Genomic DNA, 23,463 nt, shown 5'->3' on the forward strand with positions numbered 1-23,463 from the left:
AAATATCGTCCCAGATGCTTGACATGAAAATCGATTACTCAACAGCAAGAAACTTATTTGATTTGAACAAGGCCATCTCCCGTTTACAGGGGTTGAACTGGGTGGACATGTGTGCTGCGCTTATGAAGGAAATAGCGAATGCTGAGTCGGCAGACCTATCTTTGCAGGCTAGTGGGAAGGAAATTGTGAACATGCAGCGTAATTACCTTAGGGCGCTTAGATGGTTTTACGCAACATTGCGGGACGAGCAGCCAAGATCAAGCCTTTTAGTTGAAATTCAGCAGATGTTCACACCATTACTGACCGAGCTCGCCGCAAAGCAGCAGTTCTCTTTGGACCGGCGATGAGCTCACTGTCGTTTTTAAAGCCTACCGTTTGGTTTATTTCGAGGGACTATTCTGGCCGCTTTTCCCTATCAACCAATATTTATAATAATATTGCGGCAGCGAATATTGCTATTGAGTTTTTTGAATAATGGACAATTACGGTAAAGGGGTTGCAGAAGTGCTTCAGGAATTGATATCCGGCAAACAAGTTCTTAAAGTTCAGATAAGCAGGTTTATTGACAACAAACTTGTTTGGGAAAGTGAGAAATTTGCTTTTGGCCACGAATTTATCCATGTGGGCAGCGAGTCTTACAACCTGAACAAGTTGGTCAAATATCAGTTTGATGATGGCGTACTTTCGCTACATTTTTAAAAGGGCAACAAGGTAACGACTTTTAAATCGGAATAAGTACTGTCTTAATACACCTTACATGTAGCATTCCCGACAACCAATTGCTATGGTAAGTCAGCTTGGCAGGTCAACTCGCATGCCGGAACAGGGAGCTATATAGGACTATGACCGTGTTTATACCAATATGATATGTTGCTTTGGTAAGTGATTTTGGTGCTATCTTTTAAATAAACGCAACAACCCCGATAGGGGGCTGCGGTACTCAGATGTACTGTGGTACAATGATAATTTTTTGCAACATACCTTCTCTATGAAAAAGCTGCCAGAGAAATAAAAAATATATAATTTTGAGAAAAAGTTATAATTATGACAGGTTCGCTGCCGGAGATAGATGCCGATTTACTTCAAGGTTTGAGGGAAGGAGACGAGGCTGCGTTCGCTGCTATTTACCGGCTGTGCGCACCAGGACTTTATCATAGGCTACTACGCTTATTAAAAAATGTTGCCATTACAGAAGAAATTCTGCAAGATGTATTCCTGAAGCTTTGGGAGCATCGTACGCGAATCGAACCCGACCGTGGCTTTCGCACTTACTTGTATCGGATGGCCGACAACCGGGCTATTGATGCCTTTCGAAAAATCAGCCGTGACAAAAATCTTCAGCAAGAGCTCTGGGCAAGTTATATCAGTTTTTGTCTTCCGTCGGAAGACGTTTTTATTGCAAAAGATGATTATCAGCTCATATCAGATGCAATAGATCAATTACCTCCCAAACGTAAGCAGATCCTCATTTTTTGCAAGCTAGAGGACAGGAGCTATCAGGAGGTTGCCAACCTGATGGGGATATCAGTTTCCACAGTCAGCAACCAGCTGGTGAAAGCGATCAAAGAAATTAAAGCGTACGTAATCCGGGCGGCTGGACGGCAATCTTCCTCAATCATTTTATTCATGTCCATTTTTCAGGATATCTAAATTTGTATTCTTTTATTGAAAAACTGCCTTTAACCGATAGTGTGTTTCCGCCGAACGTTCGTATAAGCCCTAAAACGAACATAATTGTAACGCTATTTGGGCAATCGCGAAGATATAGAAAGGCTGCTGAATGCTTACCTTTTGGACAGGACAAGCCGGGAAGAATTCGACAAATTGCTTGCCGCGCTCTCTACGCTTGATGATACGGAGTTCAGGGATGCGGTGATTGAGGCATTAGGAAAGGATTCGAACCTGCTGAACTCCGAATTTGTAGACATCCGTGTGGATCAGTTATATCCTTCACTGCTGTCGAAGGTTCGCGCATCCTCATACGAAGATGATCAGCCTGACGAGGTTTCAAAGCCAACCGTTCACTGGGTTTGGTGGAGAACGGCCGCTGCGGCCGCTGCTGCGGGTATCCTGCTGGTCCTATGGTTAGGTGACCATTTCCGGCAGGCAAACAAACCCAGAAAAGAGATAGCAAATGTTACCGCAAGACAAATCCTGGCGGGAGGAAACCGGGCAACGCTTACCCTGGCCGACGGCCGCAAGCTCGATTTGAGTAATAGTCAGCAGGGCATTACCGTCGGCAAACACATTCGTTACCTGGACGGTACCGAAGTCCTGGATTCGACTGAAACCGACAAAACGTACTCTTCTAATATTGAGCTTCTCACACTTGCCACGCCAAATGGCGGACAATATCAAGTCATGCTGCCTGATGGAAGCCGGGTTTGGCTGAACGCTTCGAGTTCTATTACATATCCTGGCGCATTCAGTGGCGGCAAGCGCGAGGTTACGCTTCGCGGAGAGGCATACTTCGAGGTTACTAAAGATGCCGCCAAACCATTTATCGTCAATACAGAAATTCAGCGTGTAACGGTTCTGGGCACATCGTTCAATATTAATGCCTACACCAATGAAAATCTTAGTAAAACGACCCTGCTGACCGGATCGGTGCGTGTCAATGTCAAGTCCGACGATGTCGTCTCACGAAATGAAAAGGTATTGGAGCCAGGTCAGCAAAGCGTTATCGGGGACAACGGTCGTACAGTCGCTGTTTTTCAAGTTGACCCTACGACTGCCATCGCCTGGAAAAATGGGCTTTTTGACTTCCATGGCTTGAATATAGAAGAAGCGATGAAGCAGATCGAAAGGTGGTATGATGTGAAGGTGACTTACGAAGGTCCCAAGCCTACGGCATACCTGGGAGGTAAAATGAGCCGGGGCGTCCGGTTAGCGACGTTTCTTGAATTTTTGGAAAAAGATTTTCAAATCAAATCAGAAATCCGGCCTGACCGCACACTTGTATTGCATATACCGAAGGATAGAAAATTGTAATTATCAACTTAACCGCAGCATCATGATGAGCAAAACGTCTTTTTAATCCTTGACCTGAGACGGTAAAAAAAAGCAGGGAAGTGTCGAAACCACTTACCCTGCCACATACCGCTGGTCCCCATCGCGAACATCGTACCATTCACAAAATGTAAACCTTAGTTTTTCAAAGTTATGAATAAAAAACGAAGGCTGGAAAGCTACGGCCTGTCCGGCCGGTTATCCACCCGTACAACCCTATCGTGGCGCACCTTTATGATGATGAAGGTATTTTGTATTCTATTGCTCGCATGCCTGAAGTTGCATGCCCACAGCTATTCACAAAGCATCACGTTAAACGCGAAAGGTGCTTCGATCGTAGATGTTTTTCGCTCTATCGAGCAGCAAAGCGGCTATGTGGTGCTCTACAATTATAAAGAGCTTCGGAAAAGCGGACCAGTTACGGTCGCCGCCAAGAATATGCCTTTGGAGCAATTTCTTTCCAGACTTTTTTCAAACCAGCCTTTTACATATAAAATCGAAGACAAGACGATTTTAATAAGTCCAAGGCTTGAATCACTTCGCCGGGTACCTGTAAATTTGCCCGTGGAAGTACAGCCCATCGCCCCAACAGAGCGGAATGTTTCCGGCACCGTGACTGATGCGGAAGGCGGCGCTTTGCCTGGTGTAACTGTGCTAGCAAAGGGAACTTCGGCGGGAGCAGCTACGGATGTGAATGGAAAATACAGCCTCAGTGTGCCTGACGGTACAACGGTGCTTGCATTTACAATGGTCGGCTATTCGCCTCAGGAAAAGGAAATTGGCGCAGCGAGCATCATCGACGTTACCATGGCCGCCTCCACCAGCGAGCTGAGCGAAGTGGTTGTAATCGGATATGGATCGCGTTCTGCAAAAGATGTTACCACCGCTATCTCGCGTATTAGTGCGGAAACCATTGATAAATCGGTGTCGATGACACCCGAGATGGCTATGCAGGGTACTATGAGCGGCGTTCAGGTGTCGGGTAATTCTGGTGACCCCATGATGCGTCCGACGATCCGTATTCGTGGTACTAATACCTGGGGCGTCTCTGATCCACTTTTTGTGATTGATGGTATTCCAGTTACCGAAATGGGGGCCGGTATTGAAGGTGAAAATGCCCGTATCGCTGATGTTCGCGGTCCCATCAATATTATGTCAATGATCAATCCCAACGACATTGAATCCATTTCTGTGTTGAAAGATGCATCTGCTGCCGCTATTTATGGGGTGCGCGCTGCGAATGGCGTTGTTCTGATCACTACGAAAACAGGAAGGAAAGGGACCATGTCGGTTGATTTCAGCACCAGACTAGGGGTACAAAACCTGACTCAGGAATTTGACTTGCTTACCACGCCAGAATATACATCCTTCGTTCAAGGCATTTTTGCGACGGACCCGGACCGCCTGCCAATGGAAGATAATATTGGCCGCTTTGATCCGGCCAGCGACAGGTACCTGGGTAATTCGCCGACTTACAATTGGCAAGATGCCGTTCGGAACAAAAACGCAGCGATCCAGGATTATTCGGTTCGGGTTTCGGGTGGCAATGAAAATACGGACTATAATGTTTCGGTGGGTTATGCAAATACACAGGGTACGATTCTGATCAATCAGTTGAAACGCTATTCCGGCTCGTTTAAGTTAAACTCAAAGATCAAAGACTGGCTGAAAACTGGCATTAACTACCGCCTTGTGAATGCATCCGGGCGTGATGGGGTTTATAGCTATTTCGATGTGATCAGGAGTGCTCCCTGGCAGCCTATTTATGCAGGGCCTGGCATTCCCAGCTACAATGGATATGCGAACGTAGTAGGAGGGATCCAGCAGGACGGCACCTATTCAAACCAGAAATTGTACGGGCAGGGAACCCGTATCAATGAAGTGGGCCGCATGAATTCCAATGATGTTTCTTACGACTCATGGCGCAACATCGGTAACATGTACGTAGAGCTGACCCCTTTGAAACACCTCACCGTAAAAGGAACCCTAAGCCTTGATCGGTACGTTACTACGCGCTCCCAGTTTTCGGACTACGACGCCAATGTGTTCGATTATACTGCTGGAGATCCGCGGGCCAGGGGAGGAGGGAAGTCAGTGGGCTCTTACCAGGAGCGGGATGTGATCAACAATAATCTGATGAAGGAGCTGATGGTCAACTATGCCAACTCCTTCGGCGACCATAACCTGGATTTGCTTTTCAATTTCTCTGACCAGAAGTACGATGCGATGTATAAATTTGCTGGCAGTGAGTACATGACCACCAAAAAGGATTATTTGCGGGTACTAGGAGGAGAGCGCGCCTATACTTCCGTAGGAAGCGAACAAATGCGATGGGCATTGCAGGGTTACCTGTTCCGCGCGAGTTACAATTACGCATCCAAGTATTACCTCGATGCGACAGTGCGTCGCGATGGAAGTGCCCGCTTTGCGCCTGAAAACCGGTGGGGAACGTTTCCTTCTGTTTCGGCCGCCTGGCGACTTAAAAGTGAATCTTTTTTAGAATCTGTTTCCTGGCTATCTGATTTGAAGCTGCGCGCAGGCTGGGGACAGTTGGGTAATCAGGAGGTCCGCGATATGGCGTATCTGTCAGCTATTTCCCGAAATCCCCATTATGCAATGGGTAACAGCAGCCAGCCCGACCGTCCTTCCTCCGGCGTTTTCTACGAGGGGGCGACCATCTTCGGTATACCAAACCGCGACCTTACCTGGGAACGGACAGAAACATTCAACATCGGTTTTGATGCACAACTATTTAAGGGGCTAGAATTTTCTGCGGAATACTACTATAAGAAAACCCACGGCATTTTGCAGGCCATTGACCTTCCTTCCAGTGTGGGTGTGATTGAAACGCCGGTAGCCAACGTGGCGAAAGTAGAAAACCAGGGCTTTGAATTCAACCTGAACTGGCAGCAGCAATTGGGTAATTTTCGCTATGGCGTAGGTGGTAACCTTACCACGACAGCCAACCGCGTGTTGGAAACTTACAAGGGAATCCCAACTTCCGGAGGGACTGTTGAGCAGGGTTACTCGATGTTTTACCACCGCGCATACAAGGTAGGTGGGGTTTTCCAGAGCGACGAGGAAGCACAGCAGTGGCTCTCGCGTTATGAGGACGTAAACTATCAACGGTCACGCGTGGGCGCAGGTGACTTTTATTTTCAGGATCTCAGAGGTGCTCCCAAAAATGAAAATGAATTTTACTCAGAAGGCGCCGACGGACGGATCGATTCTTATGATATGGTATATGTAGGCAAATCGATTCCCGGATTTTTCTACGGGATTAATGGGAACGCCAGTTATAAGGGTTTCGACTTCAACATACAGTTTACGGGCGTTGGTGATGTAGTGAAATATAATGGAATCAAAGCCGGGACTTTTATGGCTACCGAAGGAGATAACGTCACGCGCGAGGTGTATAACGCCTGGACACCAGAAAACCGCTCTACAACACATCCGCGGCTGGTCTTCGGTGATCCTGTACAGAACCTTCGCAGCTCCGATTTTTTCTTTGAAAGCGCTGCTTATCTGCGGCTTCAAAATGTGCAGCTGGGCTATACGATCCCCCAGTTAGGTTCTGATGCGGGGAAGAAATACTTCCAGACAGCCCGGATTTATGCAGGGGCGTCAAATCTTTTCACGATGACACCTTACACGGGACTGGATCCGGAAAACAATAACTACCCGGTGCCGCGTACTTTTTTTGTCGGATTGACAGTGAAGTTTTAAACCTTAACAGAATGATATCATGATGACACGATATAAACATTATAACCTGACCCTGATCGTCGCGGCACTACTGCTTCTGCTGTTGAACTCGTGCGCAAACCAGCTTGACATCAAGCCTACGGCCGAATTGGAAAGCGAGTATTTCGAATCTGAACTTCGTGTTCAGGAAGGTGTAGGCGCTTGTTACGCCGGATTTTACAATCTGTACGGTCCGCTGCTCAACGACGGCGGCGGCTCTCACCAAATTCTGCTTTTGCCAGGGGATGACATTACCCATCAGGATGCCGGTCGCGGGGCGATGGAAGCATTTGCGGGGCTCAATAGCGCAAACGGCGAAGTGAACATGCTTTGGACGCGGCTGTACCAGATCATTTACCGTTGCAATTTTATGCTGGAAAAACTAGAAGAGGAACCTGTGAAGGCCGTTTATCGTACGTCTGGCTTAAACGAAGTCAACAGGGGAGAGGTGCTTTTTCTGCGTGCATGGGCGTTCCATCGTTTGTGGGATTTTTTCAGAAAGGCGCCGCTCCAGGACACGCGTATCCGTACCATTGCGGACGCGATACTGCCGCCTACTCAGGAATTTGAAATGCTTGACAAAGCGATCGAAGATCTGGAACTGGCCGCTACACTGCTGCCTGACGCATCATACTGGAAAACAGAAACGGAGCGAGGCAGGGTCTTTAATGAAAGCGCGTACGGGCTTCTGGTAAAATGCTACACGCTGCGCGCCAGGTACAACAAGGCCAATGCGGGCGACTACCAGAAAGCAATTGCAGCGTTTGAGAAAATAACAACCCGCCAGCTGGTGCATTTCGCGGAAAACTTTGATTACAAGCATGAGAACAATGCCGAGTCGCTCTTCGAACTGCAGGCAAGCCATGCGACTGACCAGGACAATGCGTGGCTTGATAATAATTTTGGCGGCGGGGCCGGGCAGATGGGCGCGATGTACCATTATAGCACAAGCCACTGGGGTAACTACGTTTCGGGCATTTACGGTCCTACAAAAAAATTAATGAACGCATATGACAACGGTGATCCAAGAAAAGAGTACACTTTTGCCAATTTTACCACGAATGTCTCGGGCAATACAGAGGTGAAGGCGCCTGCCTGGGATAAGTTCGATGGTTATCAGTTGATGAAATATGTGTATCCCGGTCGATGCTGGTTTGAGAAGATCTGGGGTATATCATCTACCAACAACACCCGCCTGATCCGTTATGCTGATATTAAGCTTCTGGCCGCTGAGGCTTACTTGCAGACTGGCAATGCAGCTGCGGCCCTTGTACAGGTAAACGACATTCGTGCCCGCGCACGGCGCTCCACAGAAGATGGTAAAGTGTCGACCGCGCCAGCCAATCGCACGGCTATCACCATGCAGAACATTATGAATGAACGATTTGTTGAACTTGCTGCCGAGGAAGGTATCCGTTGGACAGACCTGCGGAGCTGGCATGCGGCTAGCTTCATAGATCTTTCGACCTGGACTGCCCGCGACTTTGGCTATAATTATGATGAAGCGAACTTTGAGTTTCAGCTACCCAGGCATTTACTATTTCCGATTCCACAGCGGGAAATGAATACCAATCCGCTGATGGTAGCAGCCGGTAACAATCCAGGTTATGAATAAAATAATTCTTCTATTATGGGTGCCATTCTTCGGGATGTCATCCATAGCCCATTCCGATCCACCGAAGAAAAAGGTGATCAAGGCTGCATACCTGGGTCACAGCCTGAGCGACGGTATTCCTGAGATGTTATGGGGAATGGCCAAAAGTACCCGCGCAGACACTTTCAGCTTTACACATCAACGCAGCAGTGGTGCTCCGTTACGACACCAGTGGAATCAGTTCGTAGTGAGCGAAGGCCGGGATTTATCAGAGCATACCGATCTGGAAATGATGCGGATATTTAACAATGCTGATATTGACAAAAGCGCTCATTTAGGCCCGTTTTTTGATCAGCGGGACGGGCTTCCCTCAGGTCGATACACGCATTTGGTAATGACCGAAAGCGTCCCGCGCTATTATAGTGAAGGCTGGGGGAATGTCGTGCAGCATACGTATCCGTATGTGGATAGTATTTATCAATATGCCCGGAAATACAACCCGGAAATCAAACCGTATCTGTATGAGGTTTGGCATTGTATCAATAGCGGCACGCCTACCGGCTGCGCGCATGACAAGGATGCGGCCCCATTCCGTAAGCGGTTGAAAAATGATCTGCCTATGTGGGAATCTGTCGTCAACCAGTTCAATAGCAAGAACCCCCGGCAGCGCATGCAACTCATTCCGGTGGGCCAGGGCCTGGGCCTGCTGTCGGATGCTATTGACAGGGGGGATGTGCCGGGCATTGGTTCCATCAAAGAGATGTTTACGGACGACATCCATGTAAACGACACCTTACGCTATTTTGCCGCCTGCATACATTACGCTGTTTTATTTGAAAAAAGTCCGGTCGGACTTCCCGGAGAATTGCAGCACCTGGATGGCCGGCCTTTTGTGAAACTGTCCAGTAAAATGGCCGCTATCCTGCAAAGACTTGCCTGGCAAACCGTCGTCGGTTACCGGGAAACGAAGCGCAAGTGATGTTTATTTTAATTGAAATGATCCTATGTATATACCACGCCTGATTGCTATCCTATTTTTAATAACAACATTAACCGCTTCCAGGCTTAAAGCCACTGCCCCGCCCCAGGAGGTATTTGTTTCACCTTCGGGCAGTGACTCCAACGCCGGAACAAGAAACAAGCCGCTGCGTTCTATTCAAAAAGCGGTCGACGGGCTGGGACCAGGCAAGACAGTTACCTTGCTTGACGGTTTGTACAATCTGACAGCACCTGTTACAATTACGGCCAAAGGCAGCGCAGAACGCTGGGTTACGATTCGTGGAGATAAAGGCGCCAAAGTCGTTCTTGACGGATTAAAAATCAATATTCCAGACAGCGGCATTTATCCGCGCAACAATGGTTTGATCCAGATCGAGAATGCAGCTCATATCAGACTAATTAATGTTCATGTGCGCAACTCGCACCGTTCGGGGATCAATATTCAGGAAAGCCGGTACATCGACGTGATCAATTGTACTTCCGAAAACAGTCTGTCCCCGGGGATCGCCTCTTGGCAGCGCTGTGAATACATTCGTATTTTGGGTAATACGGTTATCAACGCTAATGATATGAAAATGAGCTGGACGCCTTATAAGGGGCACGAAGCGCCGCATGAGGCAATTAGTGTAGCCGGCTCGCACCACTTCGAGGTAGCTTGGAACCATGTATACAACTGTGTAAAAGAAGGCATAGATGTAAAAGAAACTGCTGCTTTTGGCACGGTCCACCATAATTATGTACACGATTGCAAGCGCCAGGGGTTATATATTGACGCGTGGTTCGGTCAGCTCGAGCACATCGAAATGTACAGGAATGTGGTGCACGGCTGTGAATCCGGCATTGCCGTTTCATCCGAGGACGGGCCTAATACCAAAAATCTTAAAATCCATCATAACCTGATTTATAATAATCGCGCTACCGGGATTTTCTTTTCCAAATGGGGCGCGGACAATTTGCGTGAAGAAGTGGACGTATATAACAATACGTTCTATCGGAATGGCTGGGGCAAGAACTTTGCCGGCGATCCACAGTACTGGCTGAGCGGAGGCTGTTATTTGTATTCGACCAAACTTAAAAACCTGCGCATCCAGAATAACATTTTCGCCCGGAACTTTCCTTTTGAAATAGGGCATACGAGCAAGATGGTTGATAGGTGGGCGAGCCAGCAGCAAATTGATATCAGTCGCAATTTGATCCAGGATACTAATAAATCCGAATTCCCGATTTACCTGCATGCCTGGCTAAAAGACAGCGTTTACTCCACGACCGGCACCCATGCAATCCTTGCTGATCCACACTTTGAAAATCCGGAAGAAGGTGATTTCAGGCTGAAAGAAGATTCTCCAGCAAGGGATGCAGCCGGCAACTATTTAGGTGCATTTCCGAAAGGGACAACAAGGGAAAATTTTTGGTGGAAAGAAAATTTTCCTCCCGTGATTCATATCGACAATTACCAACCAAATTACCCTTCGGGAACTGAAAGATAATCCGATGACCGTACACGTCAGAATGTATTTATTTTTTATATCAATGTTTAAAAACCTCTTATGCGAACTGTATTATCAATGCTATTACTGCTGCCGCTCGGCGCTGCTTTCGGTCAGCAAATCAAATCTGATGCTGAAATCGGGGCTCAATGGGGTTTTACACAACCAGCTCCCATTGATTTCAATGACCATAAAGGCTATGTATCGATTTTTAATGGAAAGGATCTGGAAGACTGGGACGGCAACCCGAAATTCTGGCGGGTGGAGGAAGGTTCCATCGTGGGTGAATCGACACCCGAAAACCCAAGTGGCAACAATTACATTGTGTACCGGGGAATGAAGGCCAAAGATTTTACCCTGAAATTTGAGATCAAGGTGGCCGGCAATGGGGGAAGCGGGATGCAATATCGCAGCAAATCAGGTGTGCCGTGGCTGGCTTCCATATCGCCCGAGGTGACAAAAAACGTCGGGCCGGTAAACCTGGACTGGATGCTGACCGGCCCGCAGGCGGATTTCTGGCCCAGTGAACCCTGGACGGGACAGTTTTATTCGGAAAATACACCGATGCGGATACTGGCCTGGCGAGGGCAGGTTGTGGAAGGTTTTGCAGACAAACGAAAACGCCTGATGGGGACCATAGCAAGTAGTGAAACGCTGGTAAAGCTGGTCAAACCAAACGACTGGAATCAGTACACGGTAATTGCGCGTGGCGGCATGTTCCTTCATATTGTGAATGGGCAGCTGATGGCTGTAATGATCGACGATGATCCAAAGTCGTCCAACAATGAAGCAGGATATTTTGGAATTGAAATAGAAGCAATTACGAAGGTTTCCGTTCGTAATATCTGGGTAAAAAAGCTAAACTAAACGCTAATTTTCTTAATGTACATCAGTAATGATCCTGCTCTTTCTATTTCCGCTGTTCCTTCAATATTGTGCAGAACCTATACAGCTGGTCCGCGCCGACGACAAATCGATCAGCTATACGGGAAGGTTTGATTTTTCGGATCGGGCTAAGCCACGCTTTATGTATTCCGGTTGTACGATCGGTGCCGGTTTTACCGGGACTTCCATTGCTATTAAAATGAAAGACGACAGTTTGCGAAATTGGTTCAACGTCCGGATTGACGATCAGCTTTTCAAATTTGAATCAGCGGATTCTTCCGGCATTTACCTGCTTGCCCGCAACCTTCCCGACAAAGCGCATCGCATTACAATCACCCGGCGTACAGAGTCACACGGCGGCAATACCACTTTTGACGGATTTATTATTGATTCTGGAAAAACATTGTATCCATTGCCGCGACTTACCAGGACGATTGAGTTCATAGGCAACTCATTGACTTGCGGCTATGGAAACGAAGGCAAAAGCCGGGAAGAACATTTCAAATATGAAACTCAAAATGCGGACCTGGTTTATGGTGCGCTGGTAGCCAGAAAGTTGGATGCAAATTACGTGGCTATATGCAGATCAGGCATTGGAATGCTCCAATCGTATGATGGTAATAAAGGTATCGTTCAGCCGAAATTGTACGACGAGATTGTAGCTGGGAGCAATGCGCAATGGGATTATTCAGCTAATCAGCCCGATATAGTTGTCATCGAGCTTGGAGCGAATGATCTTGTTAAAACGCTTGATAGTGCTCTTTTTGTCAATACTTACATTGCTTTTGTAAAAAAGCTACGGAGCCAATATCCTGAAACCGATATCATTTGTGCAGCCGGCCCCAACTTGCCGGGTGATCGTAGTTTGGCCTTTCAATCGTATGTGCGCTCGGTTCAGGCTCAATTTAAGAATACCGACAAGAGAGTACATTATCTTGATTTCGGCACCGTTGACGCCAATGGCAGCGATTGGCACCAGAACCTGAAAGAACATCAGCAAATGGCAGATGCTTTACTCCCTTATATCAAAAAACTGAAAAACTGGTGATGATTAAATCTATCAGAAGCATCGCGATATTATTTGTACCGTATATCGCCTCTATCCCGGGATTTGCACAATCGCCGCCCGCCTCCGATTTCTGGAAAATAGCGGCTGACGGCGGTATTGTCTGGAATGTAAGCAACGAGCAGCGGCTTCCCCATGGTGATCATATAGAAATGTCGGGAAGCAATGTTTCCGGAATTATCCATTATACGATCAATAAAAGGCGTCAGCTTACCCTTCAACGCGATATTATTTACCCGCAGTTGCGGACGTACGACAGGACCAATGGTGTAAGCTGGCAAAAGTACCGGGCTTACCTCCGTCAAACCTACGGATCAGAAATTGAGCCAAGTATTACCGATGGCCAGCAAACGATTGTATTTGAAGAAGTTGACTCGCTAGGAATACAAGGGAAACTGATTATTTATCACACACCCGTCAACGATATCAGGCTTACCCGGACATTGCTCCCTTCGATGACGGAAAGGCTGTTTGTTGAACAATGGACACTAACGAATGTTGGTAGAGATGATAAGCGATTAAAAACGGGCAACACAGCCTATAAAACGACCCTCGACGGATACAAAGGCACTTATCAAAAGCACGTTTACAGCGATGCCAGCGAGCATGTTGATTTAGCGGCGGGCAAATCGTACAGCTTTGGGTTATACTTTGCAGCGGCCATCGACGACGAGACGACCGAAGGGTTAAGCTACAAAAAGGCTGTGATGGAACGGGACGAGTTTCTTCAATCGATGCGCGAAAACCTTGTTCTGGAAACTGGTAATCCTGTACTCGACAGACTATTTTATTTTTCAAAAATCCGGGCTGCCGAAAATATTTTTAATTCCAAAATGGGGATTGTGCATTCGCCGGGCGGCGGCAATTACTACCTCGGAGTTTGGGCGAATGATCAGGTTGAGTACAGCGGCCCTTTTTTTCCTTTTTTAGGATATGAGAAAGGCATTGTTGCTGCTCGGAATGCCTATCGGAAATTCTTGCAAAATATACCGGCAGGAAGTAATCCGATTCCCTATTCTTTCGAGATCGAAGGCGATATCCAGTCTTCCAATAAAGATCGGGGTGACGCGGCTATGATAGCATACGGAACATCGCTATATCTGCTGCGCACGGGAGACCGGGAGGCAGCAAAAGAATTGTGGCCGCTAATTGAATGGTCGCTTGCTTACTGTCACAACAAGCTGAACGAACAAGGAGTTGTACGCTCACAAACAGACGAAATGGAGGGAAGAATTCCTACGGGAGATGCCAATCTGGCGACCAGTTCGCTCTATTATGGAGGCTTAGAATATGGCGCAGTCTTGGCAAAAGAGCTGGGATACAAGAGCTTGTCAAAACAGTATGAGCAGCGTCGGCGGGATCTGGAAAAAAGCATTGAAAGTCATTTCGGTTATACTATTGAGGGACTTGATACTTACCGGTACTATGACGGGAGCGAGCGGCTCAGACATTGGATCTGCCTGCCTTTGGCCGTGGGGATCAACACCCGCGCCAAGGCGACCGCAATAGCCCTGCTCGATAAACTGTGGACAGAAAATGGCATCCTGGTGGAACTCGACCCGGACAAAAAAGGCCAGGATGTGTTCTGGGACCGGGGTACCCTGTACATGTTTCGCGGGCTATTCAAAGCAGGTATCCTTGACAAATCCCTTGAAAAGCTGGTCGCATTCTCTCGGACACGGCTTTTAGGCGATCATGTACCGTATGCTGTCGAAGCTTATCCAGAAAACGATATGCGGCATTTGTCTGCGGAGAGTGCATTGTATTGCAGGATCTTTCTGGAAGGCGTGCTGGGACTTGAACAAACCGGATACTCCTCATTTAACATCACTCCGCAACTAAGCCAGCAATTGCCAAAATTGGCGCTCAGTAATCTCCACCTCGGTGACTCCATTGTGTCAATACAACTGGAACTCGGAGAGGATAATAAGGTAATTACAAAAATATACAAAGGTGAGAAGTTGATTGTAAATACAATTGGCAAAAATCATAACAGAGTTGCATTCTTGCTGCGGTAGCGAAAGTATCCTGGCGCTGATTGTCAGCCGCAATTCATAATTGATCGGAGGTTGCCGCGGTGTACGAGCAGATCCTGTCTAAACTTGCCCGAGCTACAAACTTTGCTTCCAACCAGGGCAAGTCAGGCTGAGGGAAGGGTATCTTCCGGATCTGCTTTACCCGATTTCGCTAGGGGGTTAAATTAAAAGAAAGGAGAAAATCCGTCACAAATTTCGACCACAGATTGGAGAATACGGGACGTCAGACCACCTAATTCCGTGTCAAAATGACCACTCATAGAAACTATTGGACTTTTTGTTAACTTTCTGTTAGCGAGGACAATATCATGGTCAATTCAGTCTGAAATAGCATGGTCAGTCTAAACCGAATCACAGTGGTCAATATCGGGCTCTTCTTCACTTTTGATGGTGGGGCTATCTGTTTTTAGCCAGTAACATTTTTGTAAGCAGGTCAATTCCGGCCCTTCCGTACATAGATCTCTTGATTGTTTTCAGCTTATTAATGTGGCCTTCTACTTTACCGCTTGAGATATCGGAATTAATCGCTTGTTCAACGGCGTGATGGTCATTCTTGATGCCTTTTGCAAAGTTTTTCAAAAGCGACTCGGGGTGCGAGGCACTTTTCAGCCATTCGTCAAGACTGCCGTGGTGCTGTTTTCCCAAGAGTGCTTTGAATTGTCGGGCAAGCTCGGCGGCCTTCTGAATTGGTGCACTTTGCTGGCAGAGAAAAGTAAAGAATTCCAGATCCTTAGCTGGCAATAAGGATGTGTCTGTGAGGGCAATGAAGGCGAGCTTGGTGCTTGAACAGGTTTGCTGTCTGGCAAGTGCTTGGGGTTTATCCAGGGGCTGCCCCACTAAATTTTGCGCTACAAGCCGGTTCATTCTTTCGCAAAAGCTGGTGTATTTGCCGTTAAAGCCTTGTGCTATCATGTCCGCAAGAAGCTGCTTATAAGTCGTCTGTGGCCCATAATTCTGTTGGATGTATGGAATGAAGTGATCGAAATTGGTCGAATGCTCGGAGATGGTTGGGGTATTCCGAGCTGGCAAGACATCCAAATGGATATATCTCCTTATGGATTTCCTGTTTGATTTCAGGTGAGCGGCTATGGCGTTGATACTATGCCCCTGAGCATAGAGTTTCTTGGTTTGCTCAAATTTAAACTGCCTACGGGGACTAACATTTCCCGTAAATAATTCGGAATTTTCAGTTTGCGTGCGCTTGCCAGATGCGGTTTCATGGTTAAAAGGAATGGATTGATTATGTGCATTTTGCTTGTCATGAAAGGCTACGAAACATTTTTTGATCGCTTCGCTTTGTCTTTGCATTGCTCTGTCGAGTGCTTCTCTGAGGTTAACCAGCAAATGAAAGCGGTCGGCTACCTGCCTGGCTTGCGGGGCACCCTTACGAATACCTGATGCATAGGCCGATGCCCTGTCCCTGGCCACGGTATGCACCTCCGGATGTTGTTTAAGCCAAGCTTCAAGCGCTTCAGCACTACGTCCCTCCCATAAGTCGATAACCCTATTCTGATGTAGGTCCACTAGGATTGTACCATAGGTTCTGCCCTTTTTTAATACCCAGTCGTCCACTCCGATAACCCCCGAGTACTTGGTAGCAGGCCAATATGGCAATTGCGAACAGGCGCTGCAAAATTTGGAAAAGGATGAACCAGGGCTTGTACTAATGGATATTGACCTGCCTGGTATGAACGGTATAGAAGGCACAATGCAGATCAAAAAACGAAGACCGAAATGTATAGTACTAATTATTACTGTATTGGAAGATAGCGATAAGGTTTTCCGTTCGTTATGCGCTGGTGCCGGCGGTTATATTGTAAAAAATTCTGACACGGACGATATTGTTAAAAGCATTGCGGAAGCTTTTGCAGGCGGTGCACCAATGAGTTTAAACATTGCACGTATGGTAGTACAATCTTTTAACCAGCCGCAGGACTCGCCGCTCTCTGAAAGGGAAAAAGAAGTATTACAGGGTATAGCCCAAGGAAAAACTTATTCCAGGATCGCCATTGACCTTTTTATCAGCAAAGAAACTGTCCGCACTCATATCAAGAACATCTACCAGAAACTTGCAGTAAATAGTAAGGCAGATGCATTGAAAGCTGCCGGGCTAAACAAGTGGCTAAACCGATAAATCCCGCAATTTGCGGTATTGTGTACTTTCAAATCGGAGGATATTTTTGTTGGCATGATGAAGAAGGTACTTATTATCATGCTATTATGCAGCGCCTGCCTTGGCGCTTGTCGTAAGAAAAACATCTTACCCCAAGCAGACGAAAAAACCGGCAGCATTAGCGGAACCGTTTCGCCCATTGGTTCGGCGTCAACAGTAATTATTCTTAGGGATGGTGACCCGGTAGATAAAATACAGCAAACCGTACCTGACGCAAATACCGGTAGATTTAGTTTTTCCAGGCTGAAACCAGGAACATATGCCGTGATGGGTGAGCCCGTAACAGGTTACATGCCCACCGCCAACCAGGCTATCGAGATCAAAGCAGAACAAGAAAGCGCAGTAGCCCTTTTTTTTAGTACAGACCTTATCACTACGCCCGACATACCGATTAGCTTTAAAAGCGGCTTCTCAACCAGAGCCCAATATAAAAATCAGACGCTGACCATAGTGAAGTTCAGGTCTGAAGGTAAGTATGGTCAATTGGGTTATAAAGCCTTTGAACTTACCATACAATTGGACGCAGTAACCGGCACTGGCAAATATGTCTGTGATGCAGTTTCCAAATCATTAATCCGTTACGTATCGGCCTATGATGGCACTATCGGTTTCAAAACCTGGGGTAGCAAAACTGCAAACGGCACTTCAACGGTTATCATTACAACCTTCGACCCTGAGAATAAAAAGGTAAGCGGTACATTCAAAGGCAGTCTACCTGCCATAGCTGGAACCAAAGGCACAGTAATTATAACAGAAGGGGCTTTTGATGTTGGGTATCAATAACGACAATTAAAACTGACGCTTGTATTGGATTAATATTTTCAGATCCCCACGACCTGTTGGATAATTCTTGGGCGGCATTTATGATTTGAATTGGTCATAGACGTTTGAATTTTATGGATTTGCAGGTCTTCCACAGTAGTAGGAAGCGTATTTATAAAATGCAAGGCGTATGAGACTAACTGTCAGATTAAGTCTCAACTAATACAGTTCATGGCAGAGGTCATTTCCGACCTGCGGTGCAAGGTGATCGGGTAAGAACCCAGGACATATAATAATCTACTTTACCAATAATGTGATTTTACTACCTGGCGAATATTGACCAGGTCAAGCTGCTCCAATTTGGGAGCAGCTTTTCATAATTCCACAACGTTTCAACTGTTTAGATTTACTAAAAAAGTGATGGCTGCGTTGGTGGAGTGGGATTGTCCAATGCAACCAGCTCATCGTAAATAAATGGAACAGTGGGATCTTCGGCTTTTAAAAAGTCTTTTTGAACGCTACATGCTTCCATTAAGTCCTGGGGGAGCTGGAAAGTTGCAAGCTCGGTAATCCGGTCTTCCGGCAAGTCGTCCATCATCCATTCCCACGATAAATTGTCGGGCAGTATGGTTGGCATTCTCTTCTTGGAATTGTGGATTTTTGCCATTAGTGGATTTGCCTCGGTAGTTACCAGACTTACCGTTTCAACTGTTTCACCAGTATCCTGATCTGTCCATGGTTGCCAGATACCTGCAACGTAAAAGTAAGGTTGGTCCTTCACACCAATATAATGAGGATATTTATCGGCTGTTTTTTTCTTCTCGCCGGTGCGTTTATTGACTCCGTACTCATGTCTCCATTCATAGAAACCTGAGGATAAGATAAGGCATCTGCGCTCAAGGGCGGCTTCACGGTAAATTTTATCAGGGAACAAAAGCTCTTCCCCCTTGGCATTCTGGGTATCGTAACCCTTCTGCCAGGTTCCATCTTTTTTCTTATAGCCTTTCCTGAACTTTTCAACCTGAGAGCGGTTCTTTACGTATTTAGGTAAAAAACCCCATTCCATCTGGACAATATCAAAGTTGTCGCGTGTGTATCGCGGTTTTAAGACAGCGATGTTTCCAAATTCGAATGCATGCGTAACATTGCGGTTTAGAAATTCGTAATCTTTAACAGCTTTTTCGAGTTGCATTAACTGTATGAATTCGGCTTTTGTCACTTTTTGACCATTGTAATAGCACATGCTTACTGGGTTTTAGTGTTTTTAAAATGCTCAACAATTTTCGCGCCAATTGGGATTGCTTCCGGTTGTCTTCCTTCGGGGATTGACATCCAAACCTTACTGCCGTCAAAAACTCTTGATCTGCTGATCATCAATGATTTTCTTCCATCAGGAAAGTCCAGCTTGAAAACAGTTCTACCTGCCATATCCATCACTTTGATGGCAACCATCATTCCTTCGAATTCTACCTCAAAGTCATCGGCCTGAAACAACATATTTCAATTTTTTAAACTTAACATATAATTATATAGAGGATTATCTAATCAGTCAATGAGGCCAGTCGAGTTCCATGTGCATGATACCGGCAGTGCTAACCAGGTATACTATTACTTTCCTAAATAATCCCTCACTGCCTTTGCCGAACTCCCCACTTCTTTGACGGCTTCGGTTAATTTTTCTTTGGTGATACCCAGAGCCTGAGTCCAATAAGCAACTTCATAATCTTCGCTTAAATTAATACGGCTGCTGTCAGCAGGTCCTTGTTTGGTTTTGTCGTCTGCCATGTCTGTAATGGTTTGGTTGATACCATTTTACATAAAAATCCATACCCGACAGGGCTGGCACGTGCTTTGATGTGTTTTGCTCACCTTTAAATGCTATTACATACAGAAAGATGAGCCTTGTCAAAAGAAAAACGGTCTACCCATAAAACCCCTGAACCGTTTGGCGGTAAGCCGGATAAAAATGTGCTTCGGTTTGTGATCCAAAAACACGCAGCATCACATCTGCACTACGACTTCCGGCTGGAAATGGAAGGTGTTCTTAAAAGCTGGGCTGTCCCCAAGGGGCCGTCGATGGATCCGGAAGTAAAACGTTTGGCCATGATGGTGGAAGACCACCCGTACGACTACCGGACTTTCGAAGGTATCATACCCCAAGGGGAGTATGGGGGCGGCACCGTGATGGTTTGGGACGAAGGCATCTACATGCCGGCAGAAGATCCAGGTAAAGACAAGAAGGCCAATGAGAAAAGCCTTTTGCACCAGCTTTACAGCGGCAAGATCAAGTTTGTGATGAGTGGGCAGAAGCTTCAAGGCCAGTTTGCATTGGTAAAAGCGCATGGGAGAGGGGAGAACGCCTGGCTACTGATGAAACTGGAAGACGAGTATGCGACAAAAGAAGACATTACACTGGAAGACAAATCTGTGATTTCAGGGCAGGATTTGGAGCAGATCGCCCAGACCGGCGAGAATATTTATGGGCAGCAGCCAAAAGAGAAAAGTAAACCTGCTTCAAAAAAGGTAGTTAAGAGAGCCCTTGAGAACCAAGTGGATCCGGATGATACCGATGTTCCTAAGGTCGAGCTGGATGTAAACGCTATTTTAAAGAAAGCCCCAAAAGGTAAGTTTGATACTAGTATCACGCCTATGCTGGCCACATTGGTGGACGCACCTTTCGATGATGCCGGTTGGCAATACGAGGTGAAGTGGGATGGCTACCGGGCACTTGCATTTATGAACAAGGGTGAGGCTGAGCTGAAATCACGCAATAACAAATCCTTTAACGATAAGTTTTACCCGGTCCTGGCGGCGATCAAAGCGTGGAACCTGAATGCGATCATAGATGGGGAGGTTGTGGTGGTCAATGATAAAGGGATTTCCAATTTCAACTCATTGCAAAACTGGCGAAGCGAAGCCGATGGAGAGCTGCTGTTTTATGTCTTTGATATCCTTTGGCTGGATGGTAAAAACCTGATGGGGCTTACGCAGAAGGAGCGGAGCGCGGTCCTTCTGACCCTGGTCCCGGAAAATGGCATCATCCGCAGCGGTTTCAGTGTAGAAGCAAGGGGTACCGAGTTTTTCGAAGTAGCAAAGGATATGGGGCTTGAAGGAATTATCGCCAAAAGATCCAGTAGCACTTATCTGACTGGTGACCGCTCGAAAGATTGGCTGAAAATCAAGGTGCAGAAACGCCAGGAAGTGATCATTGCCGGGTACACTAAAAATGATGATTCTCCGAAACTTTTCAGCGCGCTGCTTTTAGGTGCATACAAAGATGGCCGCCTGCAATATGTCGGAAAAGTAGGAACAGGGTTCAATGACAAGCAGCAGAAAGAAATGATCAGCCAATTCAAACCGCTGATTATTGACAAAGCGCCATTTGAAGAAACCCCGGACTATAATAAACCGTCACGCTTCCGGCGCAACCCGCCACATGCGACAGCGACCTGGCTGAAACCGGAGCTAGTCTGTGAAATTAATTTTACCGAGATTACCGACGAAGGCGTTTTTCGGCACCCGTCGTTTCTGGCTATGAGGGAAGACAAGAATGCGAAAGATGTAATTATTGAAACAGCATCTGAAACAGAAGAAGTTGTTGAAAAGCCCAAAGACACAGATCTTAAAGATGTCGTCAAACCACCAGAAAAGCTGGAAGGGAAAACACTTCTTAACCCCAAGGAGAAAACACAGTGCAAAAAGCTCCAGGGTCATGAGCTCAAATTCACCAACCTGGATAAGATCTATTGGCCAGATGAGAAAATCACCAAGCGGGATATGCTTAATTATTATTATCAGGTTGCACCCTTCATTCTGCCTTACCTGAAAGACAGGCCTGAATCGATGAACCGGCATCCGGGCGGAATTAAGGGGCCGAGCTTCTATCAGAAAGATGTAACCGGAAAAGTGCCCGAATGGATGAGCACTTACCGCTACCATAGCAATGATGAGCCCGAAGACAAGAACTATCTGGTAGCCAATGAGGAAGCAACATTGCTATATATGGCCAACCTGGGTGCTATTGAAATTAACCCCTGGAGCTCGACAACTGAAAACCCGGACAATCCGACCTGGTGCATCATCGATCTGGATCCAGCTGATAAGACAACCTTTGATCAGGTGATCCAGGCCGCGCAGGTAACAAAGAGTGTTTTAGATGAACTGGGCGTTCCCTCATACCCAAAGACGAGCGGTTCCACGGGCATCCATATCTATATTCCGTTTGGCGGCAAGTATACCTATGAGCAGTCCAAGGAATTTGCAAGAATCGTTGTGACCCTCGTGCATGACCAGATCCCGGAATTCACTAGTCTGGAAAGGGCGATCAAATCCAGGAACGGGAAGATGTATCTGGACTTTCTTCAAAACCGTCCTGGTGCAACGCTTGCTGCACCTTACTCGGTCCGGCCTAAGCCAGGCGCGACGGTATCGATGCCACTCCATTGGGAAGAAGTGAAACCGGGCCTAAAAATGTCAGATTTTGCGATCTTCAATGCGATGGAGCGGCTGAAAAAGCAAGGGGATCTTTTCAAACCGGTATTGGGGGAAGGGATTGATTTGCACCAGATCGTGGGAGCGGACTAATATGAAAATCGCGACCTATAACATCAACGGGATCAATGGCCGGTTAGCCGTGCTGCTCAGGTGGCTTGAAGAAGCGCGGCCTGACATTGTTTGTCTTCAGGAGCTGAAAGCCCCGCAAGACAAATTTCCTCAGAAGGCCCTTTTGGATGCGGGATACAATGCCATCTGGCACGGGCAGAAGATGTGGAACGGCGTTGCGATCCTGGCAAGAGGCAAAGAATTGATAGAGGTCCGAAACGCGCTTCCGGGTGATGACCTGGATGATCACAGCCGCTATATAGAGGCGATTGTGGATCAAATGCTGATCTGCTGTCTTTACCTCCCGAACGGAAACCCTGCACCCGGACCAAAATTCGATTATAAGCTCGCCTGGTTTAAAAGGTTAAAAAAACATGCTAAGTATTTGCTGTCAGAACAGGTACCAGTCGTGCTGGCCGGAGATTATAATGTGATCCCAACTGAGCTGGACGTTTACAATCCCGAACGCTGGATGGATAACGCGCTTTATTTTCCAGAGTCGCGCAAAGCATACAAGGAGCTTGTGAAACAGGGGTGGATTGATGCGATCCGGCACCTGCATCCAAACGAGCGGATCTATACATTCTGGGATTATCTGCGGAACGCTTACGGCCGAAATGCTGGTTTAAGACTTGATCATTTTCTACTTAGCCCTCAGATCTCTGGTAGACTTACCGCTGGCGGTGTTGACGCGCATGTCAGGGGTTGGGAGAAATCCAGTGACCACGCACCAACCTGGATCGAAATCAAAGATTTATAAATTAAGTGTTTATCAAAATTTGAAAATTATGCCCTGGTACAACGGAAATTACCCACCATCGTATAAAAACCAGCCAGTTAATTTAAGGGAAAAGGCGGTCGAAATTGCAAATGCTTTGCTGGAAGACGGGGCTGATGAAGGAGTGGCCATAGCTACTGGCCTGAAGCAAGCAAGATTATTTTTCAAGGATAAGGAAAAGAGAGACTCTGATAAAGAATCCTTATAGTGGCCTTATCTTTGGAGAAGAAATCATTAAAATGGTCAAATGGTTAAATTTCGACCATCAAGCAGGTTGTTTTCTGTAATTCAGCCATAATATATATGCAGATGATTTTTGATGTAAATA

20 protein-coding genes are annotated in these 23,463 nt (G+C 46.7%); 16 read left to right on the plus strand and 4 right to left on the minus strand.

Going from position 1 to position 23,463, the window contains the following annotated elements:
• Positions 1-62: 62 nt before the first annotated feature.
• The 11 genes from FBF61_RS29605 (at position 63) to FBF61_RS29655 (ending at position 14,802) form a co-directional block, all read left to right on the plus strand.
• Positions 63-347, plus strand: a complete 285-nt coding sequence (locus FBF61_RS29605) for a hypothetical protein (RefSeq protein WP_138484369.1) — start codon at positions 63-65, stop codon at positions 345-347.
• Positions 348-474: 127 nt separating this feature from the next.
• The gene (locus tag FBF61_RS29610) at positions 475-699 is read left to right on the plus strand and encodes a hypothetical protein (RefSeq protein WP_138484371.1); all 225 of its coding nucleotides are present in this window, start codon (positions 475-477) and stop codon (positions 697-699) included.
• A gap of 345 nt (positions 700-1,044) precedes the next feature.
• The gene (locus FBF61_RS29615) at positions 1,045-1,650 is read left to right on the plus strand and encodes an RNA polymerase sigma factor (RefSeq protein WP_138484373.1); all 606 of its coding nucleotides are present in this window, start codon (positions 1,045-1,047) and stop codon (positions 1,648-1,650) included.
• Between the two features lie 96 nt (positions 1,651-1,746).
• Positions 1,747-2,991, plus strand: coding sequence for a FecR family protein (locus FBF61_RS29620; RefSeq protein ID WP_138484375.1), 1,245 nt, complete (start codon positions 1,747-1,749; stop codon positions 2,989-2,991).
• Positions 2,992-3,162: 171 nt separating this feature from the next.
• Positions 3,163-6,735, plus strand: a complete 3,573-nt coding sequence (locus tag FBF61_RS29625; protein ID WP_138484377.1) for a TonB-dependent receptor — start codon at positions 3,163-3,165, stop codon at positions 6,733-6,735.
• A 19-nt stretch (positions 6,736-6,754) separates the two neighbouring features.
• Positions 6,755-8,368, plus strand: a complete 1,614-nt coding sequence (locus FBF61_RS29630) for a RagB/SusD family nutrient uptake outer membrane protein (protein ID WP_138484379.1) — start codon at positions 6,755-6,757, stop codon at positions 8,366-8,368.
• Positions 8,361-9,326, plus strand: a complete 966-nt coding sequence (locus FBF61_RS29635) for a hypothetical protein (protein WP_138484381.1) — start codon at positions 8,361-8,363, stop codon at positions 9,324-9,326. The genes FBF61_RS29630 and FBF61_RS29635 overlap by 8 nt, the downstream gene beginning before the upstream one ends.
• Positions 9,327-9,351: 25 nt before the next feature.
• On the plus strand, positions 9,352-10,833 hold the full coding sequence (locus FBF61_RS29640; protein WP_138484383.1) for a right-handed parallel beta-helix repeat-containing protein: 1,482 nt from the start codon (positions 9,352-9,354) through the stop codon (positions 10,831-10,833).
• 60 nt (positions 10,834-10,893) lie between these two features.
• Complete coding sequence (locus tag FBF61_RS29645; RefSeq protein WP_229215281.1) at positions 10,894-11,700, plus strand: 3-keto-disaccharide hydrolase; 807 nt, start codon at positions 10,894-10,896, stop codon at positions 11,698-11,700.
• Positions 11,701-11,728: 28 nt separating this feature from the next.
• Entirely contained in the window at positions 11,729-12,766 is a 1,038-nt protein-coding gene (locus FBF61_RS29650) for an SGNH/GDSL hydrolase family protein (protein WP_138484385.1), read from the plus strand.
• Positions 12,766-14,802 carry a glucosidase family protein gene (locus tag FBF61_RS29655; protein ID WP_138484387.1) on the plus strand — a complete coding sequence of 679 codons (2,037 nt, stop codon included), beginning with the start codon at positions 12,766-12,768 and terminating at the stop codon, positions 14,800-14,802. Before FBF61_RS29650 ends, FBF61_RS29655 begins: the two co-directional genes overlap by 1 nt.
• A gap of 414 nt (positions 14,803-15,216) precedes the next feature.
• Here the strand turns inward: FBF61_RS29655 and FBF61_RS29660 are convergent, their stop codons facing one another.
• The gene (locus FBF61_RS29660; protein ID WP_262712840.1) at positions 15,217-16,527 is read right to left on the minus strand and encodes an ISL3 family transposase; all 1,311 of its coding nucleotides are present in this window, start codon (positions 16,525-16,527) and stop codon (positions 15,217-15,219) included.
• Here FBF61_RS29660 and FBF61_RS29665 point away from each other — a divergent pair.
• Together FBF61_RS29665 and FBF61_RS29670 are read left to right on the plus strand one after the other, a co-directional pair.
• Positions 16,412-16,954: a LuxR C-terminal-related transcriptional regulator gene (locus FBF61_RS29665; protein ID WP_262712841.1), complete on the plus strand. Its 543-nt coding sequence runs from the start codon at positions 16,412-16,414 to the stop codon at positions 16,952-16,954. The two genes, FBF61_RS29660 and FBF61_RS29665, sit on opposite strands and share 116 nt — an antisense overlap.
• A gap of 54 nt (positions 16,955-17,008) precedes the next feature.
• Positions 17,009-17,776, plus strand: coding sequence for a hypothetical protein (locus FBF61_RS29670; RefSeq protein ID WP_138484393.1), 768 nt, complete (start codon positions 17,009-17,011; stop codon positions 17,774-17,776).
• Between the two features lie 388 nt (positions 17,777-18,164).
• Here the strand turns inward: FBF61_RS29670 and FBF61_RS29675 are convergent, their stop codons facing one another.
• The 3 genes from FBF61_RS29675 to FBF61_RS29685 all read right to left on the minus strand — a co-directional run bounded on the left by FBF61_RS29675 (position 18,165) and on the right by FBF61_RS29685 (position 19,540).
• The gene (locus FBF61_RS29675) at positions 18,165-18,998 is read right to left on the minus strand and encodes an SOS response-associated peptidase (RefSeq protein WP_138484395.1); all 834 of its coding nucleotides are present in this window, start codon (positions 18,996-18,998) and stop codon (positions 18,165-18,167) included.
• Positions 18,999-19,000: 2 nt separating this feature from the next.
• Positions 19,001-19,252 carry a hypothetical protein gene (locus FBF61_RS29680; RefSeq protein WP_138484397.1) on the minus strand — a complete coding sequence of 84 codons (252 nt, stop codon included), beginning with the start codon at positions 19,250-19,252 and terminating at the stop codon, positions 19,001-19,003.
• 111 nt (positions 19,253-19,363) lie between these two features.
• Positions 19,364-19,540, minus strand: coding sequence for a DUF3606 domain-containing protein (locus FBF61_RS29685; RefSeq protein ID WP_138484399.1), 177 nt, complete (start codon positions 19,538-19,540; stop codon positions 19,364-19,366).
• A gap of 117 nt (positions 19,541-19,657) precedes the next feature.
• On the opposite strand from FBF61_RS29685, the gene ligD reads away from it, so the two are divergent.
• Genes ligD through FBF61_RS29700 form a run of 3 tightly spaced genes read left to right on the plus strand, consistent with a single transcriptional unit; the run spans position 19,658 to position 23,343 of the window.
• Positions 19,658-22,339, plus strand: coding sequence for a DNA ligase D (gene ligD / locus FBF61_RS29690; protein WP_138484401.1), 2,682 nt, complete (start codon positions 19,658-19,660; stop codon positions 22,337-22,339).
• A 1-nt stretch (position 22,340) separates the two neighbouring features.
• Entirely contained in the window at positions 22,341-23,117 is a 777-nt protein-coding gene (gene xth / locus FBF61_RS29695; RefSeq protein WP_138484403.1) for an exodeoxyribonuclease III, read from the plus strand.
• Between the two features lie 28 nt (positions 23,118-23,145).
• Complete coding sequence (locus tag FBF61_RS29700; protein ID WP_138484405.1) at positions 23,146-23,343, plus strand: DUF2188 domain-containing protein; 198 nt, start codon at positions 23,146-23,148, stop codon at positions 23,341-23,343.
• Positions 23,344-23,463: the final 120 nt, after the last annotated feature.

The organism is Dyadobacter bucti (assembly GCF_005869225.1).
Classification (GTDB): Bacteria; Bacteroidota; Bacteroidia; order Cytophagales; family Spirosomataceae; genus Dyadobacter; species Dyadobacter bucti.

Bases quoted from the DNA above. Each gene is read 5' to 3' on its own strand.
- FBF61_RS29655 (WP_138484387.1), top strand. From the start codon at position 12,766: ATGATTAAATCTATCAGAAGCATCGCGATATTATTTGTACCGTATATC.
- FBF61_RS29700 (WP_138484405.1), top strand. From the start codon at position 23,146: ATGCCCTGGTACAACGGAAATTACCCACCATCGTATAAAAACCAGCCA.
- FBF61_RS29630 (WP_138484379.1), top strand. From the start codon at position 6,755: ATGATGACACGATATAAACATTATAACCTGACCCTGATCGTCGCGGCA.
- FBF61_RS29670 (WP_138484393.1), top strand. From the start codon at position 17,009: ATGATGAAGAAGGTACTTATTATCATGCTATTATGCAGCGCCTGCCTT.
- FBF61_RS29680 (WP_138484397.1), bottom strand. From the start codon at position 19,252: ATGTTGTTTCAGGCCGATGACTTTGAGGTAGAATTCGAAGGAATGATG.
- FBF61_RS29650 (WP_138484385.1), top strand. From the start codon at position 11,729: ATGATCCTGCTCTTTCTATTTCCGCTGTTCCTTCAATATTGTGCAGAA.
- xth (WP_138484403.1), top strand. From the start codon at position 22,341: ATGAAAATCGCGACCTATAACATCAACGGGATCAATGGCCGGTTAGCC.
- FBF61_RS29625 (WP_138484377.1), top strand. From the start codon at position 3,163: ATGAATAAAAAACGAAGGCTGGAAAGCTACGGCCTGTCCGGCCGGTTA.
- FBF61_RS29610 (WP_138484371.1), top strand. From the start codon at position 475: ATGGACAATTACGGTAAAGGGGTTGCAGAAGTGCTTCAGGAATTGATA.
- FBF61_RS29685 (WP_138484399.1), bottom strand. From the start codon at position 19,540: ATGGCAGACGACAAAACCAAACAAGGACCTGCTGACAGCAGCCGTATT.
- FBF61_RS29645 (WP_229215281.1), top strand. From the start codon at position 10,894: ATGCGAACTGTATTATCAATGCTATTACTGCTGCCGCTCGGCGCTGCT.
- FBF61_RS29640 (WP_138484383.1), top strand. From the start codon at position 9,352: ATGTATATACCACGCCTGATTGCTATCCTATTTTTAATAACAACATTA.
- FBF61_RS29615 (WP_138484373.1), top strand. From the start codon at position 1,045: ATGACAGGTTCGCTGCCGGAGATAGATGCCGATTTACTTCAAGGTTTG.
- FBF61_RS29635 (WP_138484381.1), top strand. From the start codon at position 8,361: ATGAATAAAATAATTCTTCTATTATGGGTGCCATTCTTCGGGATGTCA.
- FBF61_RS29675 (WP_138484395.1), bottom strand. From the start codon at position 18,998: ATGTGCTATTACAATGGTCAAAAAGTGACAAAAGCCGAATTCATACAG.